Genomic DNA, 15,536 nt, shown 5'->3' on the forward strand with positions numbered 1-15,536 from the left:
AACGGTACTGAAATGCAACGCAAGAATAATCGCCGGAACCTGAGACAGAGCGCAATCGCGGTCGTCGTCCTGGCTTCGATGGGCGTGCTCGGTGTATCCACATCCGCCACCGCCGTCACACCGAACAGCGTCGCGGCAGCATCCCCTGCGACGTCGTCTGCTTCGTCTGCAGCAAGTGGAGAGCGTCACCCCGCCTCCCCGCCATCCCACCTCCCCGAAAGCCATGATGCAGAAGACTCCTCCACAGCAAACAGATGATTCAGGGCTGGTCGTCGATGGATTGACCAAGTCATACGGCCCCAAAACAGTCGTCGACCAAGCTACGTTCATGTGCCCGCGAGGCACTATCACCGGGTTTGTCGGCCCCAACGGCTCCGGCAAATCGACGACCATTCGAATGATCGTCGGACACGTACTGGCGACGTCAGGAACAGCGACCTTCGACGGAATCCCCTTCCGCATGCTTCCCGAACCAGGCCGAACAGTCGGTGTTCTCATCGACGCGAGCGCTCAGCATCCGGGGAGATCGGTCCAGGAGACTGCAACACTGGCAGCTCTCACGATGGGTATTTCCGGCGACCGAACCAGGACCTGCCTCGCTGCGGTCGGTCTCGACTCCGTGCGACGAAAGAACGTGGGCGCGCTTTCGCTCGGAATGCGCCAGCGCCTGGGCCTTGCGATTGCATTGCTCGGTTCACCCCGATACCTCGTGCTCGACGAACCCGCCAACGGTCTGGATCCCGAAGGCATCCTGTGGTTGCGCGAATTCTTGCTCGGCTACGCTGCGAGTAGCGGTACCGTTCTTATCTCCAGCCACCAGCTCTCGGAGATCCAAGCCGCAACGTCCCGCGTCATCGTAATCGACCGCGGTCACGCGTCACTCTCACTCCTCGACGAGCAGAGTCACCAGCCAGTCACTCGCGTCTCGGCCGCAGATCTGCAAGGTCTTTCTCACGCCCTGACTCTGCGGGCTGTCCCGTTCAAGCCGACGTCAGGTGGGAGAGCCCTGCTCGCATACGGCTCACCCGAACACGTGGGCCAAGCGGCATGCGCCGCCGGAGTCCCACTTTCGCTCCTGACCCCGGAAGAGCACACTCTGGAGCAAGCGTTCCGAGAAACGACTTCCGGCGAATACACGGGCGCAACCGGGAGCGACCTCCTGCCATTGCTCGCGAGCGAGAGTGCTTCATGAAGTGGCGGTTAGTCCGAGTCGAGCTTCGTAAATGCATCGACACCCGTGCATCTCGGACCTTGCTGCTGGTGTTTGTCGCCCTCAGTACCGGTGCGGCACTTCTGTCCTTGAGCACGTCGCCGACACTGAGTGAGTTCCTCGCCGCCGCGGTCCTGCCCTTGCCGTTGCTCCTGCCCGTTCTGGCAATCCTCGCCGTGACCTCGGATTGGACTCAACGATCTGCCGTGACGACGTTCGCCCTCGTGCCGCGGAGGCACCAGATATTCGCGGCACGAGCGTTGGCGGCGTTACTCCTGGTTCTCTCAACCGTGGCAGTGACAGTGGTGATCTCGGCCGCTGTCTTCGTCTGCCTTGATCCAGCGGAAGCCTCGCAGACGGATTTGGACGATCTCCGCCAGACCGCGTGGTCCATCCTGGCAATTTCAATCGCGGCTTCACTCTCGGGCGTTGCAATCGGCTCGCTAGTCCTGAACACTCCGCTCGCCATCGTCATGACGATGCTGCTTCCCATCACCTACGACGTGACCATCGGTGCGCACTTTACGACCGTCGCGCCATGGATCTCCAGTCTTGCTTTCAGCCAGTGGCTTGCCAATCCGCAGTGGACGTGGCTCGCGCGCTTCGACAATACGATCGGGCTCGGTTCGGCGCTCTGCTCGCTGCTCCTGTGGGTCGTCACTCCACTCGCCGCCGGCTGGTTACGTCAGACGAAAAAAGAGGTCAAATGAGCAACGACACCGGGAGCCGTCCCGGACGCATCCGATTCGACGTCGTCTTCGTGCGCTGCGTCGCGGCTCTCGTGCTTGCCGGAGCATCCCTGGTGCTGGTCCTGCTCGAGGCGAAGTTGTCACTCCTGCCCCTTGTCGCCGGGTTCGGCCTCATCACCCGGGGTGCGCAGATCAAGAACCGGCACGAACCCCCATCACGTTCCTGCTGATGGTGCCGGTGATCGTGGCGATCGTCGTGTCGATGATCCGGCAGAGCGGCTAGCCGGCTGGGGCAGCGGCTCCCGCGAGCGCTGCGAGGCACAGCTACAGGACGAGCTCGTAGCAGAGCGAGAACGGGATCGTCGACGCGTAGGGCTCGTAGATCGGGATCGGCGTGTAGCCGGAACGCTCGTAGAGGCGCACGGCCTCGGGCTGGCGATCGCCGGTCTGCAGGATGATGCGGCGAGCGCCTCCCGCGCGGGCGGCCTTCGCGAGCTCGGTCATCAGCAGCGCGCCGATGCCTGCCCCGCGGCGCGACGCGTCGACGATTACGCGCTTCATCTCCCAGTCGCCGCGAAGGTCTTTCAGCGCGGCGTGCCCGACGGGAACTCCGTCCGCATCGCTCACCAGCACCGTGACGAACACCTTCCCCGGATCGACGGCCAGTGATCGCTCCAGTTCTTCCTGCTCGGCGGGAGAGAGCGCGTTCTGCTTGTCGGCGTACCGCGCGTCCATCTCGACCTCCATCGAGTGGCGGAGGGCTTCGGCTCGGGGATCGTTCCAGTCGACGTGCTCGACGGTCAGGGCAGGGAGTTCGTTCACACGGAACATTCTGTCGCACGCCGCGGGGCGCTTGCGCGTCGGTGCGGGCGTCGGCGGGCTCGGGGTCGTGGGTGCGGGGCGGCTGCTGCGGGCAGGAGTCGGCGGGTCGGGGCCGCTGGCGGGCGTGTGCGGGCGGCTGTCGGCTAGTGCGGGCGGTAATGGGCAGGTGCGGGCGGTGCGGGCAGGTGCCGGCGAGTGCGGGCGGTGCCGGCGGGCGCGGGCGGTGCCGGCAGGAGTCGGCGGGCGTGGGCGGCAGTGGGCGGGTGCCCGCGCGCCCGCCGACAGCAACCGCAGCCCGCCCACACCACAGAGGCACCCACCCGCGGGGGACGCCCGAGGCGTGCCGCTCGCCGTCGGCCGGAGGCAGCGCGGGCACGTCGGCGGGTCCGGGCGGCAGTGGGCGGGTGCCCGCGCACCCGCCGACAGCAACCGCAGCCCGCCCACACGGCGCAGGCGCCAGCCACACGGCACAGGCGCCAGCCGCACGGCGCAGACACCACGCGCACAGCGCAGGCACCAAACGACGCGAGCGAGACCGCGGGCGTCAGGCGCCGCGACGCGCGAGCGCCACGAGGTAGCGACAGGGCGCCGCCGTCTCGTTCTCGTACGCGCAGGGCGCCGGGGCACCGAGCTGCAGACAGTCGCCCGCCTCGAGCCGGTGCGTGACGTCGCCCTCGTCGAACCGGAGGCTGCCCTCGAGCACCCAGATCTGGTGGTGGGTGAAGGCGTAGGAGTCGGCCGGGTACGCGATCCTGACGCCGGCGGGGAGGTCGACCTCGACGAGTTCGATCGCGCCCCCGGCCCCCGGCGACACGGCCCGCCGCCGGTACCCCGTCTCGGGATCCTGCGAGACCGACTGATCGGCGCGCGTCGAGATCCTGCCTGAGGCGCTCTGCCCCTCCGCCCGGGCGATCAGCTCGGACAGCGTCATCCCGAGGGCGGCCGTCAGGCGACCGAGCAACGCCGCCGTCGGCTGCACGTCGCCACGCTCGATCTTGCCGATCATGGCGCGCGAGACGCCCGAGCATTCGGCGAGCGCGCTGACGCTGAGGTCGTGCGCGAGTCGGGCGTCGGCGAGAGCTGCGGCGAGCGAAGCGGTGAGGGCATCGACATCGGTCATGACTGTCACTATACGACTCACTGTGGCTACTATGGTGCCATGTCGAGCTTCCTGGTCCGCGATGCCACCGAGCACGACGCCGCGCGATGCCGCGACGTCTACGCCCCGTACGTCGAGTCCACGGCGATCACGTTCGAAGAAGAGGTGCCCTCCACCGACGAGATGCGCAGCAGGATCACCGCTGCGCAAGCCGCTCACGCCTGGCTGGTCCTTGAAGACGAACAGGATCAGCGCGTGCTCGGGTACGCCTACGCCGGCCCGTTCGCAAAGCGGGCTGCCTATCGCTGGGCCGCCGAGGTCAGCGTCTACCTGGCGGGTGGCGAGGGGCGGCGAGGAGGCGGTCGCGCGCTCTACGGAGCGCTGTTCCCCCGGCTGGTCGACCGCGGGTTCCGCATCGCGATGGCATGCATGACCCTGCCGAACGAGGCCAGCGTCGGCCTCCACGAGTCGCTCGGGTTCGAACGGGTGGCCACCTACCCCGAGATCGGCTGGAAGCTCGGCGCCTGGCACTCGACGGCGTGGATGCAACGGCGATTGCCCGGGGCCTCCGACCCGGCCACCCCTCCCGCTGAACTCCGCTGACCGCGACCGCTGGACTCCGGTGACCGCTGACCGCGACCACGAATCGGACACGACCGCGACCACGACCACGACCACCGCCGCCGGGGCCGGGGCGGCGACCACCACCACGACCAAGCCCACCACCACCGCCGCCACCGCCGCCACCACGACCACGACCACGACCACGACGACCACGACCACCACGAAAGCGACCCTCGACCCCGCACACGCGTGGTCGAGAGCCGCTCGCGGTCGCGAGACGACGCGCTAGGGAGCAGCCACCAGCTCCGCCTCCGGCGAGACGGCGTCGGGGTCGAGGGCCGGGGCGCGGCGCACGATGCCGGACGGAAGGAACAGCGCCAGGACCGCCGACCCGAGGAGCACGCTGGCCCCGACGACGACGGCAGGCACCGCCGCCGACACGTACCCGGTGGGTGTGAGCTGTCCTCCGGCGCCCGTGAAGACCGCCGTCAGAACGGCGATGCCGAGTGCGACGCCGATCTCACGCAGGGTCGAGTTCGTCCCCGAGGCCTTGGCGTGGTCGTCCGGCGCCATGTTGACCAGCACCGCCGTCGAAATCGGCGCGAAGACGAGGCCCATGCCGATCCCGGCGAGTAGGAAGCCGGGGAGCATCGTCAGGTACGCGACGTCGGCGGTCATGGTCAGGGCGATCTCGAAGAGGCCACCCGAGAGCAGGACCATCCCGGCCACGATCAGCGCGCGGGTTCCGACCCGGGGCACGAAGAGGCCGGTGAGCGGCGCCACGACCATCGGCGCGAGAGTCCAGGGCATCGTCGCGACGCCCGCCTCCAACGGGGTCTTCCCCTGCACAACCTGCAGGAACTGGATCAGGATGAAGACCGCCCCGAACGAGCCGAAGCTGAAGGTCATGCCGACGAGGTTGGCGAGCGAGAAGCTCCGGTCGCGGAACAGCCGCAGAGGCAGCAGCGGCGCGGCGGTCAGTGATTCACGGACCAGGAAGCCGGCGATGAGGAGGGCGCCGGCGATCAGCGAGCCGAGCACCTGGAAGCTGCTCCAGCCCGCATCGTTGCCCCGGACGATCCCGAAGACGAAGCCCAGGATCCCGAGACCGGCCAGCAGGACTCCGAGGAGGTCGGCCCGCACCCGCTCGCCGAAGCTGTTCGGAAGGGCGGCGAGCGCCAGCGGAATGGCGATGATCCCGACGGGGACGTTGATCCAGAAGATCGACTCCCAGCTCCAGCCCTCGACGACGGCTCCGCCGATCAACGGGCCGAGCGCCACGCCGAGCCCCGAGACGCCGCCCCAGATGCCGATGGCGAGCGGGCGAGACTTCGCCGACACGGCTCCGACGAGCAGCGTGAGCGACAGCGGCATGATGGCGGCCGCGCCGGCGCCTTCGAGCGCTCGGGCGGCGATGAGCGCGGACGTCGACGTGCTGAGTGCCGCGAACGCGCTGGCCAGCGTGAAGAGGACGATGCCGAAGACGAAGAGGCGACGACGGCCGAAGCGGTCGCCGAGGCTCACGGCGAGGAGCATCAGGGCCGCGAACGACAGCGTGTAGGCGTTGGTGATCCACTGCAGGCTCTCGACCGAGGAGCCGAGCTTCTCGTGGATGACGGGCAGCGCGCTGGTGACGACGAGGTTGTCGAGGGTGGCCATGAACATGGGCAGTGAGGCGGCGACCATGGCCAGCCAGACGGGAATGCGACGAGCGTTCGAGCGAGTGGACACGACGGCTCCTTCGGAAGAATCGAATTGTTGTAATCGGATGATTACTAGACCGTAGTAATCGACTGATAACATGTCAAGCATGGCCATCAAGAAAAGTTCGGCACCGGCTGCGACGGCAGCCCGGATGCCCGCTGCGCAGCGACGCGACCTCATCCTCGCGGCCGCCACCGAGCTCTTCGCTCAGCGCGGCTACCACGGCACGACGACCGACCAGATCGCGCAGGCGGCCGGCATCAGCCAGCCCTACGTCGTGCGCATGTTCGGTACGAAAGAGCAGTTGTTCCTCGAAGTGCTCGACCGCGCACTGCAGACGCTGTTCGTCGCCTTCCGGGCCGCGCTCCCCGATCCTGGTGACGGATCGAAGCTGACGCAGCGACTCGGCACCGCCTTCGTCGACCTGGTCGGATCGGTCGGGCTCCACCGCACCCTGCTGCACGCCTTCGTCTCGGGCAACGACCCGGTGATCGGGGCGGCCGCGCGCAAGGGGTTCGTCGGCATCTACACGTTTTTGCGCGACGAGGCGCACTTCGAGCCCGTAGACGTGCAGCAGTTCCTGGGCTACGGAATGCTCATGAGCGTGCTGCTCGGCATCGAACTGCCGTCGACCTTCGGCACGGACGCCGACGCCGACGAGCTGATGAACGTCGCCTTCGGCGACAAGTGCGGCGTCGTCCTCGCCGTCGCGGGGCCCGACGCGGCCTGACCCGAGAGAACCCCTCGCTCTCGAGCGCCTCTCCGAGACGACCGATGCACCCGACATGCTCGAGGCGGCGGAGAGTCACCGGGATTCCGGGCCGGAATCCCCAGCCCGCGCCGGCCAGAGGGCCGAGGCGTCGACGACGAGGTCGGCGCGGTCGCGGGTGGTGCGCACGAGCGAAGCGTTGCGCTCGTCGGGCCCGTTCGCCCAGGCCGTCGCCTGCTCCGGCGGTTTGCCGAAGGCGATGTGGCGCGCCACCAGCCACTCGAGCCGCAGGTCTCGGGGCGTGTCGACGAACCACACCTCGTCGAAGGCAGCCCGCACCCGCGGCCAGGGGTCCCGGTCGACGAGCAGGTAATTGCCCTCGCTGATCACGACGGGGATCGCGGGATCGACCAGGATCGACGACCCGATGCTCTCCTCGACCTCGCGGAGGTACGCCGGGGCATAGACGCCCTCGCCCGCAACGGGCGCGCGCAGGCGTTCCAGCAGCGCCAGGTAGCCGTGAGCGTCGAACGTGTCGATGGCCCCCTTCCTGTCGGCGCGTCCCAGGCGTACCAGTTCGGCGCCTGCCAGGTGGAACCCGTCCATCGGGACGACCACGGCGTCGCCCAGCGCCGCAGCGAGGGCGGCCGCGACCGTGCTCTTCCCGCCCCCGGGTTCGCCCGCGATTCCGAGCAGGACCCGGGATCCTGCTCTCTTCTTCTGGATCGCTCGGACACGCTGGACCAGGTCGTCGATCTGCACGTGACAAGTCTGTCGTGCCGCGCGGTTCTGTGACGGTTCGATTAACTCCGGAGGGTTCCTGAACGCCGAGAGCGCCAGGACGGACGACAATGTGCTCATGGAATCCGATTTGAGAATTGTCAGCTACAACCTTCGCGAGCACCTCGCGATCGGCGAGTTGACCGCTCTCGTCGACGCTCACGCGATGGACGTCCTCTGCCTGCAGGAGTGCGACAGCACCGACATCCCCGACGAGATCAACGGCCTGACCCTGGCGGCGTCGACGAAGACCAACCGCCTCGGGCTCGCGCTCTACTACAGCGAAGAGCGCTTCGAACTTCTCGGGACGAGCCTGTTCGCTCTCATGAAGTCGATGCACGACCGCGTGATGGCGCCCGCCCACGAGCGTCTGCTCGCTGCGAGACTGCGTGACCGGCAGACGGGTCACGAGCTCATCGTCGCCGACTTCCACGCGGCGCCTCTCACAGCGTCGAACTCTCTCCGACGCAAGCAGATCGGGCTCGCGCACGAGAAGCTCAACGAGCTCGCCGACGGCGTTCCGACCGTGATGGTGGGCGACTTCAACTACCCCTGGTTCCGGCAGGGACTCCGCAGGCACCTGCTGAAGACGGGCTATGAACTCTCCATCACCGAAGAGCCCACCTACGCCCGCTCGGGCTTCCGCGGCCACTTCGACTTCGCCACCACCATGGGCATGCAGATCGCCAGCGTGCTGTCGCTCCCCCAGGGCAAGTCGGATCACCGACCGATCCTGCTCCTCGCGAGCGTCGCCGCCGTCGGCGTCTGAGCCGGTCCGGCACGCAGGATCACCGGCTGCGCAACGCCCGATCGAGGCGAACATCCCGGCAAGAATGTTTTCCTCAGATGTTGCTGCTCGGTCGGTGATCTGATTAGTATCTTGATTACGCCACTGATCCGGCGGTGGCGGGAGCTCTTTATTCGGGTAAGAGACTCCCGCCCTTTCTTTTCGTTCCTCAGCCGACGACCGCGCATGTCGGAATGTGTCTCGACTGTCGACGCCGGAGGCCGCCGTCTCAGAAAGAAACGTACCGACCGGTACGTGTACGATTTCCAGGGCTTCCGGTGCGCCAGCGGCACCGGGCCGCGAGGGGATGGTGCATGGCCGACGACACGAATTCGCGCACGCTGCTGCGCGAACGCATCCACGGCCAGATCCTGCGCGCCATCCTCGACGGCACCCTGAAACCCGGCGAACGCCTCCGTGACGACGAACTCATCGCCTGGCTCGGCACGTCGCGCGCGCCGATCCGCGAAGCCCTCACGCAACTGGCCGACCTCGGCGTCGTCGAGATGTCGCCGAACCGCTTCACGAAGGTGGCGCAGATCTCCCCGCGCCTCTACGCCGAGAGCGCGTCCGTCTGGGCGACCCTCGTGACCCGGGCCATGCACTGGGGCATCCTCGATTTCCCGCCCGATCAGCTGCCGATTCTCGAAGCCCTGAACGAGACACTGCGCACGACCCAGGCCAAAGACTTCCCGCCCGGCCCGACGCCGATCGACGGTTTCGTCGGGGTGATCGTCCAGCACTGCTCGAACCAGGTGCTGCTCGACAGCATCCGGGTGCACGACCCGCTGCTTCAACTCGGCGTGAACCGGTACAAGGGCTTCATGAAGACGGAGCCGATCCACCTGTACTTCATCGAACTGATCCGGCGCTGCCGCGACCACGACGTCACTGGCTTCGAAGCGGGCATGCGCGCCTTCCTCTCCGGCCCGATGCGCGCCTACACGCAGGAGATGACCGGCTTCCACGGCTTCAGCGACTACGAGGGGAGCCACGGTGCCGGTTCCGAACAGTAGCCCGGGCTCTCAGGCGGCCATCCAGCCCGCCCGTCGACTCCTGACCGACGACGTCTACGACCGACTCCAGGACGACATCGTCCGGGGGCGGTTGGCCGGCGGACAACGCATCCACGACATCGAACTCGCCGGCCAGCTGGGCTTCTCGCGCGCCACCGTCCGGACCGCTCTCCTGCGTCTGACCCAGCTCGGGCTCGTCGAGACGGTTCCCAACCTCTACACCCGCGTCACGTCGATCGACCTGGTGCGCTACCTCCAGACGCAGGACACCGCGCGGGCGCTGTACCTCTTCGCCGCCCGCTACGCGACGCCCGTCCTGACGGACGCGCACCTGGCGATCCTGACGGACTGGTCGACGAGTCTCGGCAGCGGCCGCGTCGATCCCGAGGCCATCTTCACCGGAAAGGCGTCGAACGGCTTCTTCCAGGTCTTCCTCGACGCCCTCGACAACGGTCCGCTGCAACGCACGATCCAGCGGTTGCGCCCGCACCTGCTGCGCGTCATGGGCCAGTACTCCGAGCTGCTGCCCTCCGGCGAGATCGACGCCACGCTGCTGAGCACCATCGAGGCGGCGTCGCGGCGCGACCCCGACGCGACCGCGGAGGCGCTGACGGCCTACTACGAGGGGCCGCTCGAGACGTTCCACGCTCGGCTCGCCGCCCAGCCGGAGTTCACGGCCGGCTGAGGGCCCGGTCCGCGCGCGTGCCCCTCGGCCGGGCCAGGCCGTCGTGATCCTGCCCGCCCTTTGTGTACCCGTGTGACGGCGCGCTGTCGGCGCGCAGGTCGCTCGGTTAGCCTTCGTTGACCACTACCCGCCGGTCAGCGTGACCGCCAGAAAGCCGAGAAACCGCCATGACCTCCTCCGAGTTCGACTTCGACACCCGTCAGATCCATGCGGGCACGAAACTCGATTCGGACTTCGGCGCTCGGCTGAGCCCCGTCTACCAGACCGCCGGATTCGTCTTCGACTCGTTCGACGACGGCGAGGGCCGCTTCAACGGCACCGTCGAGGGCCAGGCCTACTCGCGCACGGACAACCCCACGAACGCCGCCGTGGCCCGGCGCCTCGCCGACCTCGAGGGCGGCATCGGCGGCCTCCTGACCTCGAGCGGCACCGCGGCGATCGCCGCCACCCTCAACAGTCTCGTCGTCGCGGGCGACCACGTGCTCGCCACCGACAGCCTCTACGAGGGCACACGCACGCTCTTCTCCAACAGCTTCGCGCGCCAGGGCGTCGAGGTCGAGCTGATCTCCGCCGACGCTCCGGACGACGTCTGGAAGCGCGCGATCCGACCGACCACCAAGGCGCTGTTCACCGAGACGATCCCCAACCCGAAGAACGACGTCGTCGACCTCGAGCGCCTCGCCGGGATCGCCCACGCGGGCGGGTTCCCCCTCGTCGTCGACAACACGGTCGCCACCCCCTACCTGAACCGTCCCATCGAGCACGGCGCCGACATCGTGATCCACTCGACGTCGAAGTGGCTCTCCGGTCACGGTGCCGTCATCGGCGGCGTCGTGATCGACTCAGGCACGTTCGACTGGTCGTCGCAGAGCGCGCGGTTCCCGAACATCGCCGTCGCGAGCAACCGCGGCGTCGCGTCGTTCGTCGAACGCTTCGGTCGCTTCGCGTTCCTCAGCTACCTCAAGAGCGTCACGGCCCTCGACTACGGCCCGACCCTGCCGGCGACCAGCGCGTTCCTCCTGCTGCAGGGAATCGAGACGCTGTCGCTCCGGATGGACCGACACGTCGCGAACTCGCTTGCGCTGGCCCAGTGGCTGGAACACCACGACGAGGTCGCCCACGTGGCCTATCCGGGTCTGGTCTCCGACGCGTCGTACGCGCGGGCGCAGAAGTACCTCCCGCAGGGGGCCGGCGCCGTCGTCACGTTCGAACTCGCCGGCGGACGCGAGGCGGCTCGCGCGTTCATCGACTCGCTGCAGCTGATCAGCAAGATGACCCACCTCGGCGACGTACGGACACTCGCGATCCACACCGGCTCGACGATCCACGGCCACCTGACCGAAGACGAGCGGCTGTCCCGGGGAATCACGCCCGGCACGATCCGGCTGTCGGTCGGTCTCGAGAGCGTTCGCGACCTCCGCGCCGACCTCGAGCGGGCGCTTGCCGCGGCTGCCACGGCTTCCGCCTCGGCCGGAGCCGTCGCGGGCGCGAACGCCGCCTAGTCCGGCGCTCTCACCGGGCCACCCGGCGGACGCCGTCGCGCCGACTCAGTAGCTCGTGCTGCGCACCGGCTCGCCGAACGGCCGTGTGCCGAGCGGAACCGCAGGCCGCACGAACGCCGCGTGACACAGCTTCGCGACCGACCATCCGAGCACGACGAGGAGCAGGATGTTCCGCGCCGCGAGCAGGATCAGCACGAGCGGGTGGAGAGCGATGAGCGCGAAGTAGAAGGTCGGGAACACGAGCGTGGTGAGGATGGCGACCGCCAGCATCAGAAGCGCGGGAGTCTTCCAGTCGGGCGGTCGGAGGACCAGCCCGACGGCGACGATCGGCGTCAGCCAGAGCATGTACTGGGGCGACCCCACCTTGTTGAAGACGATGAACGCCGTCGCGAGGCCGAGCGCCCCCACGAGCACGAGGTCGACCTCTTTGCCCATCGGGTGGACGAGCGCCGACAGGCGGTGGGTCGCGATCGCGAGCAGGACCACGAGGGCCGCCATGACCCCGAACATCACCCAGGTTCCGTTGGCGACCATCCACGCGTCACCGGGCCCGGTGACCTCCTCGGTGATCAGCGCCGAGTCGTGGAAGAGCCGCGCCCCGGGAACCTGGAACATCGACATCCACAGCCACGGTGTCGACAGCGGTGCCTCGATCTGGAGCGGACGACCGTTCTGCTGGTTGACGAACGAGGTGAGGTGCGAGGCGCCGCCGCCCAGCACCACCACCAGGGAGACTCCGACACTCGTGGCGAGTCCGGTCAGGATCACGATCCAGCGCTTGGTCGACGCCACGATCACCGCGACGATGACGGCGGCCGGCCAGACCTTGATCCAGGTGGCGGCGGCGAGCAGCAGACCGGCGATGCGGGGCCTCGAGCCGAGGAACAGCATGCCGACGACGACCATCGGGGCGGTGAACCCTTCGATCCGCAGGAGGTCGACCGGACACAAGACTCCGACGGTGAGCACCCACCAGCCGGCAGCCGTCTGGTTGCGCAGCAGACGCCCCCGGCGGATCAGCGCCTGCAGCGCCACCGCATTCGCCGCGGCGATGAGCACGAGCCACACGACGCCGTAGAGGTTCGCGCCGAGGACGCCCGGCAGCAGCACGGGGACCAGGGCTCCCGCGGGATAGACCCAGTCGTAGTCGAAGACCGGCCACGTGCCGCCCTGGAAGGCCTCGGTGGTCCAGTGCAGGTAGACGGGCAGGTCGCCCCCGAGCTCGCCGCGCAGCATCATGGGCAGCATCAAGAGGAAGACGGCGATGTGGACCGCGGCGAGGCCGCTCCAGAGAACGCGGGGATCTTGGCGGAAGGCGTGCCAGCGCTGACCTGCGGTGGCCTCGACGTGCACCCGCGTCGCACCTCCGCTGGGGAGGGTCGACGAACGCACGTGCACGGCTTCGAGCTTAGACAATTTCTGCGGCCTTCCCTGACCCTTGCCTGGGCCCCTCGACCACGACGGTTAACCCGCCGTTAAGCGGTCGGAGTTAGCTTCGCCGCACTGCTCGGGCTCACCGCGTCGGGCGCTAGTGGAAGGAGCTGCCCATGGACGTGCTCATCACGGTGACCCTCGTCATCGTCGTCGCACTCGTCTTCGACTTCACCAACGGCTTCCACGACACCGCCAATGCGATGGCCACCTCGGTCGCGACCGGTGCCCTCAAGCCGAAGGTCGCCGTGCTCATCTCGGCGGTCCTCAACCTGGTCGGGGCGTTCATCTCGACCGAGGTCGCCAAGACGGTGTCGAACGGCATCATCAAGGAGGGCCCGGGCGGCGTCGACATCACGCCGGTCATGATCTTCGCCGGGCTGGTCGGCGCAGTCCTCTGGAATCTCACCACCTGGTACCTCGGACTCCCCTCGTCGTCCACCCACGCGCTGTTCGGCGGCCTGATCGGGGCAGCGGTGATCGGAGCGGGCGTCGGCTCGGTCGACTTCGGCGTGGTCCTGTCGAAGATCGTCGTGCCGGCCGTCGTGTCGCCGCTGGTCGCAGGATCCGTCGCCCTCGTCGCCACGTTCGCCGCCTACCGGATGACCCGCAACGCCCGGGCTCGGGGCTCCGAGCGCGGCTTTCGCTACGGCCAGACGGTCTCCGCTTCGCTGGTCTCGCTCGCGCACGGCACCAACGACGCCCAGAAGACCATGGGCGTCATCACGCTGACCCTCATCGCCGCCGGATACCAGGGTTCCGGCACGGGGCCCTCCCTGTGGGTGATCCTGGCCTGCGGGCTCGCCATCGGCCTCGGCACGTACGTCGGCGGCTGGCGGATCATGAAGACGGTCGGCAAGAACATCACCGACGTCCAGTCTCCGCAGGGTTTCGCCGCCGAAACGGCGTCGGCCGCGACGATCCTGATCTCGTCCCATCTCGGTTTCGCCCTCTCGACGACGCAGGTGACCTCCGGCTCGGTCATCGGGGCCGGGCTCGGCAAGCGGCTCGCGATCGTGCACTGGGGCGTCGTGGGCAGGATCGCGACGGGCTGGGTGGTCACCCTGCCCGCCGCTGCGCTCGTGGGCGGAGTCGCCGCGTTCATCGCGTCCACGTCGACGGTCGGCCTCGTCGTGGTCGCCGTCCTGGCGGTCGCGGGCGGTGTCACCTTCTACACGCTGGCGCGCCGCAAACCGATCTCGGCCGCCGACGTCGCCGGCTCGTCGACTGCCCCCGCTGCGTCGGACGCCGCCCTCGCCGGGGAGGTGCGCTGATGTTCCTCGGAGTCGACTGGGGCGCTTTCGTCGTCGTCTTCCTCGTGGCGCTGGCCGCGACCGCCGTGGTGGTGCTGGCGTTCTCGCTCGGGCTGCGACTGCTCGCCGACGGGGAGCTGGAGGGTGCGCCGGCCGGCGGGCGCTCCGGGCCGCGCTCGATGCCGCGCTCGATCGCTGCCTGGGCCTGCATCGCCGTCGGAGCAGCCGCCGTGCTCTTCGCGCTCTACCTGATCATCCCGCAGTTCCACGGCGGCTGACCTTCTCCCACGATTCGGACGTGAAACCATTGCCGGCAGTGGTTTCACGTCCGAATCGTGGGAGATGGTCACCTCACCGGAAGGCCCGAATCGACGAGCAGGACCCGGAGGCGCCACGGGGCCACCAGATCGCTCCAATCGACCCGCACCACCGTCCGCACTGCGGGCACGGCCAGCAGCCGGCGTTCGCGGCGCCGCTCGTGCAGAACGACCTCCGACGCGCTGCGACCGTTCGCGTAGCGGGACGCGAGATACTTCTGATCGCCGTCGAACTCGACGATCACGCCGTGCTCCTCGAACCAGAAGTCGACCGAGCCGATGCGCCCCTGCCTGTCCCAGAACGACTGCTGCAAGACCGGGACGGGTGCCCCCAGCTCGTGGAGCCGGCAACGGCACCACGATTCTCCGCCGGAGTCCGACAGCCCCGACGCGAACGACAGAGCCGCTGCCGCCGCCGCGATGCGTCCCCGCGCGTGCGGCCGCTCGGCGAGCTTGGCCAGCAGAAGAGGCGTCGAGGTCGGCGTACGCCGCAGGCATTCGTCGGCACACGCGACCGCCACGTCGAAGCCTCGCGTGAGCGCGATGTCGACACAGGTGCGGGTCAGGCTCGTCGCCATCGTGCCGTCGATCACGACGAGGTCGTCAGGCGTCAGGGCCGCTGCGTGCTTGACGACTCCCGCCCAGGCCTGGCCGCGCTCTCGCCGAGCGTCGGTGACGTGGACGTCCGCCGGCCAGGCGCGCAGAAGGGACCGACCGTGAAGGGCCAACGCCGACTCGTGCGAGACCACGAGTCGCGCACCGAGCGACGGCACCGCGGCGCGAACCAGGAGACGGTAGCGCTGCGTGCCGTCGAGCGCCTCCCAGGCCGAACGCTCCACGAACGCTCCCGAGCGCACCCGGACGAGTTCTCCCCGGCCCGCAGCGCGGTGGACCGACCGCGTCGCGGCGGCCGACGACGCGCGGTGAAGTGGCGGCAGGTCATCGGACGACATGGGGCGCAGGATGCC

The 15,536-nt window shown here is 68.6% G+C and carries 18 protein-coding genes; 12 read left to right on the forward strand and 6 right to left on the reverse strand.

Annotation, left to right across the window (positions count from 1 at the left end; genetic code table 11):
- Positions 1 to 175: 175 nt before the first annotated feature.
- From QUE79_RS19870 to QUE79_RS19880, 3 genes are read left to right on the forward strand one after another with little or no spacing between them, the layout of a single operon-like run.
- On the forward strand, positions 176 to 1,192 hold the full coding sequence (locus tag QUE79_RS19870) for an ATP-binding cassette domain-containing protein (RefSeq protein ID WP_286344569.1): 1,017 nt from the start codon (positions 176 to 178) through the stop codon (positions 1,190 to 1,192).
- Complete coding sequence (locus tag QUE79_RS19875; protein ID WP_286344570.1) at positions 1,189 to 1,920, forward strand: hypothetical protein; 732 nt, start codon at positions 1,189 to 1,191, stop codon at positions 1,918 to 1,920. The genes QUE79_RS19870 and QUE79_RS19875 overlap by 4 nt, the downstream gene beginning before the upstream one ends.
- On the forward strand, positions 1,917 to 2,129 hold the full coding sequence (locus QUE79_RS19880; RefSeq protein ID WP_286344571.1) for a hypothetical protein: 213 nt from the start codon (positions 1,917 to 1,919) through the stop codon (positions 2,127 to 2,129). The genes QUE79_RS19875 and QUE79_RS19880 overlap by 4 nt, the downstream gene beginning before the upstream one ends.
- 94 nt (positions 2,130 to 2,223) lie before the next feature.
- Here QUE79_RS19880 and QUE79_RS19885 read toward each other — a convergent pair whose 3' ends face one another.
- Both QUE79_RS19885 and QUE79_RS19890 read right to left on the reverse strand, forming a co-directional pair.
- Positions 2,224 to 2,721, reverse strand: coding sequence for a GNAT family N-acetyltransferase (locus tag QUE79_RS19885; RefSeq protein ID WP_286344572.1), 498 nt, complete (start codon positions 2,719 to 2,721; stop codon positions 2,224 to 2,226).
- Between the two features lie 544 nt (positions 2,722 to 3,265).
- Positions 3,266 to 3,841: a helix-turn-helix domain-containing protein gene (locus tag QUE79_RS19890; RefSeq protein WP_286344573.1), complete on the reverse strand. Its 576-nt coding sequence runs from the start codon at positions 3,839 to 3,841 to the stop codon at positions 3,266 to 3,268.
- 39 nt (positions 3,842 to 3,880) lie between these two features.
- On the opposite strand from QUE79_RS19890, the gene QUE79_RS19895 reads away from it, so the two are divergent.
- A complete protein-coding gene (locus QUE79_RS19895) occupies positions 3,881 to 4,423 on the forward strand; it encodes a GNAT family N-acetyltransferase (protein WP_286344574.1) in 543 nt (180 codons plus the stop codon).
- A gap of 19 nt (positions 4,424 to 4,442) precedes the next feature.
- Positions 4,443 to 4,673, forward strand: a complete 231-nt coding sequence (locus QUE79_RS19900) for a hypothetical protein (RefSeq protein ID WP_286344575.1) — start codon at positions 4,443 to 4,445, stop codon at positions 4,671 to 4,673.
- Here the strand turns inward: QUE79_RS19900 and QUE79_RS19905 are convergent.
- Positions 4,670 to 6,115: a DHA2 family efflux MFS transporter permease subunit gene (locus QUE79_RS19905; RefSeq protein ID WP_286344576.1), complete on the reverse strand. Its 1,446-nt coding sequence runs from the start codon at positions 6,113 to 6,115 to the stop codon at positions 4,670 to 4,672. The genes QUE79_RS19900 and QUE79_RS19905 overlap by 4 nt on opposite strands.
- A 79-nt stretch (positions 6,116 to 6,194) precedes the next feature.
- Here QUE79_RS19905 and QUE79_RS19910 point away from each other — a divergent pair, with 79 nt between their 5' ends.
- Positions 6,195 to 6,818, forward strand: a complete 624-nt coding sequence (locus QUE79_RS19910; RefSeq protein WP_286344577.1) for a TetR/AcrR family transcriptional regulator — start codon at positions 6,195 to 6,197, stop codon at positions 6,816 to 6,818.
- Between the two features lie 75 nt (positions 6,819 to 6,893).
- On the opposite strand, the gene QUE79_RS19915 is transcribed toward QUE79_RS19910, so the two are convergent.
- Positions 6,894 to 7,658 (reverse strand): nucleoside/nucleotide kinase family protein, encoded by a 765-nt coding sequence (locus QUE79_RS19915; RefSeq protein ID WP_286344578.1) that lies wholly within the window; start codon positions 7,656 to 7,658, stop codon positions 6,894 to 6,896.
- Here QUE79_RS19915 and QUE79_RS19920 point away from each other — a divergent pair.
- The 4 genes from QUE79_RS19920 (at position 7,657) to QUE79_RS19935 (ending at position 11,567) form a co-directional block, all read left to right on the forward strand.
- On the forward strand, positions 7,657 to 8,346 hold the full coding sequence (locus QUE79_RS19920; RefSeq protein WP_286344579.1) for an endonuclease/exonuclease/phosphatase family protein: 690 nt from the start codon (positions 7,657 to 7,659) through the stop codon (positions 8,344 to 8,346). The genes QUE79_RS19915 and QUE79_RS19920 overlap by 2 nt on opposite strands.
- A gap of 332 nt (positions 8,347 to 8,678) precedes the next feature.
- Positions 8,679 to 9,380, forward strand: coding sequence for a GntR family transcriptional regulator (locus QUE79_RS19925; protein ID WP_286344580.1), 702 nt, complete (start codon positions 8,679 to 8,681; stop codon positions 9,378 to 9,380).
- Positions 9,361 to 10,065, forward strand: a complete 705-nt coding sequence (locus tag QUE79_RS19930) for a GntR family transcriptional regulator (RefSeq protein WP_286344581.1) — start codon at positions 9,361 to 9,363, stop codon at positions 10,063 to 10,065. Before QUE79_RS19925 ends, QUE79_RS19930 begins: the two co-directional genes overlap by 20 nt.
- A gap of 167 nt (positions 10,066 to 10,232) precedes the next feature.
- Positions 10,233 to 11,567: an O-acetylhomoserine aminocarboxypropyltransferase/cysteine synthase family protein gene (locus QUE79_RS19935; protein ID WP_286344582.1), complete on the forward strand. Its 1,335-nt coding sequence runs from the start codon at positions 10,233 to 10,235 to the stop codon at positions 11,565 to 11,567.
- Positions 11,568 to 11,612: 45 nt separating this feature from the next.
- Here the strand turns inward: QUE79_RS19935 and QUE79_RS19940 are convergent, their stop codons facing one another.
- A complete protein-coding gene (locus QUE79_RS19940) occupies positions 11,613 to 12,983 on the reverse strand; it encodes a glycosyltransferase 87 family protein (RefSeq protein ID WP_286344583.1) in 1,371 nt (456 codons plus the stop codon).
- Positions 12,984 to 13,114: 131 nt separating this feature from the next.
- On the opposite strand from QUE79_RS19940, the gene QUE79_RS19945 reads away from it, so the two are divergent.
- Complete coding sequence (locus QUE79_RS19945) at positions 13,115 to 14,272, forward strand: inorganic phosphate transporter (protein WP_286344584.1); 1,158 nt, start codon at positions 13,115 to 13,117, stop codon at positions 14,270 to 14,272.
- Entirely contained in the window at positions 14,272 to 14,529 is a 258-nt protein-coding gene (locus QUE79_RS19950) for a hypothetical protein (RefSeq protein ID WP_286344585.1), read from the forward strand. The genes QUE79_RS19945 and QUE79_RS19950 overlap by 1 nt, the downstream gene beginning before the upstream one ends.
- Before the next feature lie 68 nt (positions 14,530 to 14,597).
- Here QUE79_RS19950 and QUE79_RS19955 read toward each other — a convergent pair whose 3' ends face one another.
- Positions 14,598 to 15,521 (reverse strand): PDDEXK family nuclease, encoded by a 924-nt coding sequence (locus QUE79_RS19955; RefSeq protein ID WP_286344586.1) that lies wholly within the window; start codon positions 15,519 to 15,521, stop codon positions 14,598 to 14,600.
- Positions 15,522 to 15,536: the final 15 nt, after the last annotated feature.

This window comes from Frondihabitans sucicola (genome assembly GCF_030296615.1).
Lineage (GTDB): Bacteria > Actinomycetota > Actinomycetes > Actinomycetales > Microbacteriaceae > Frondihabitans > Frondihabitans sucicola.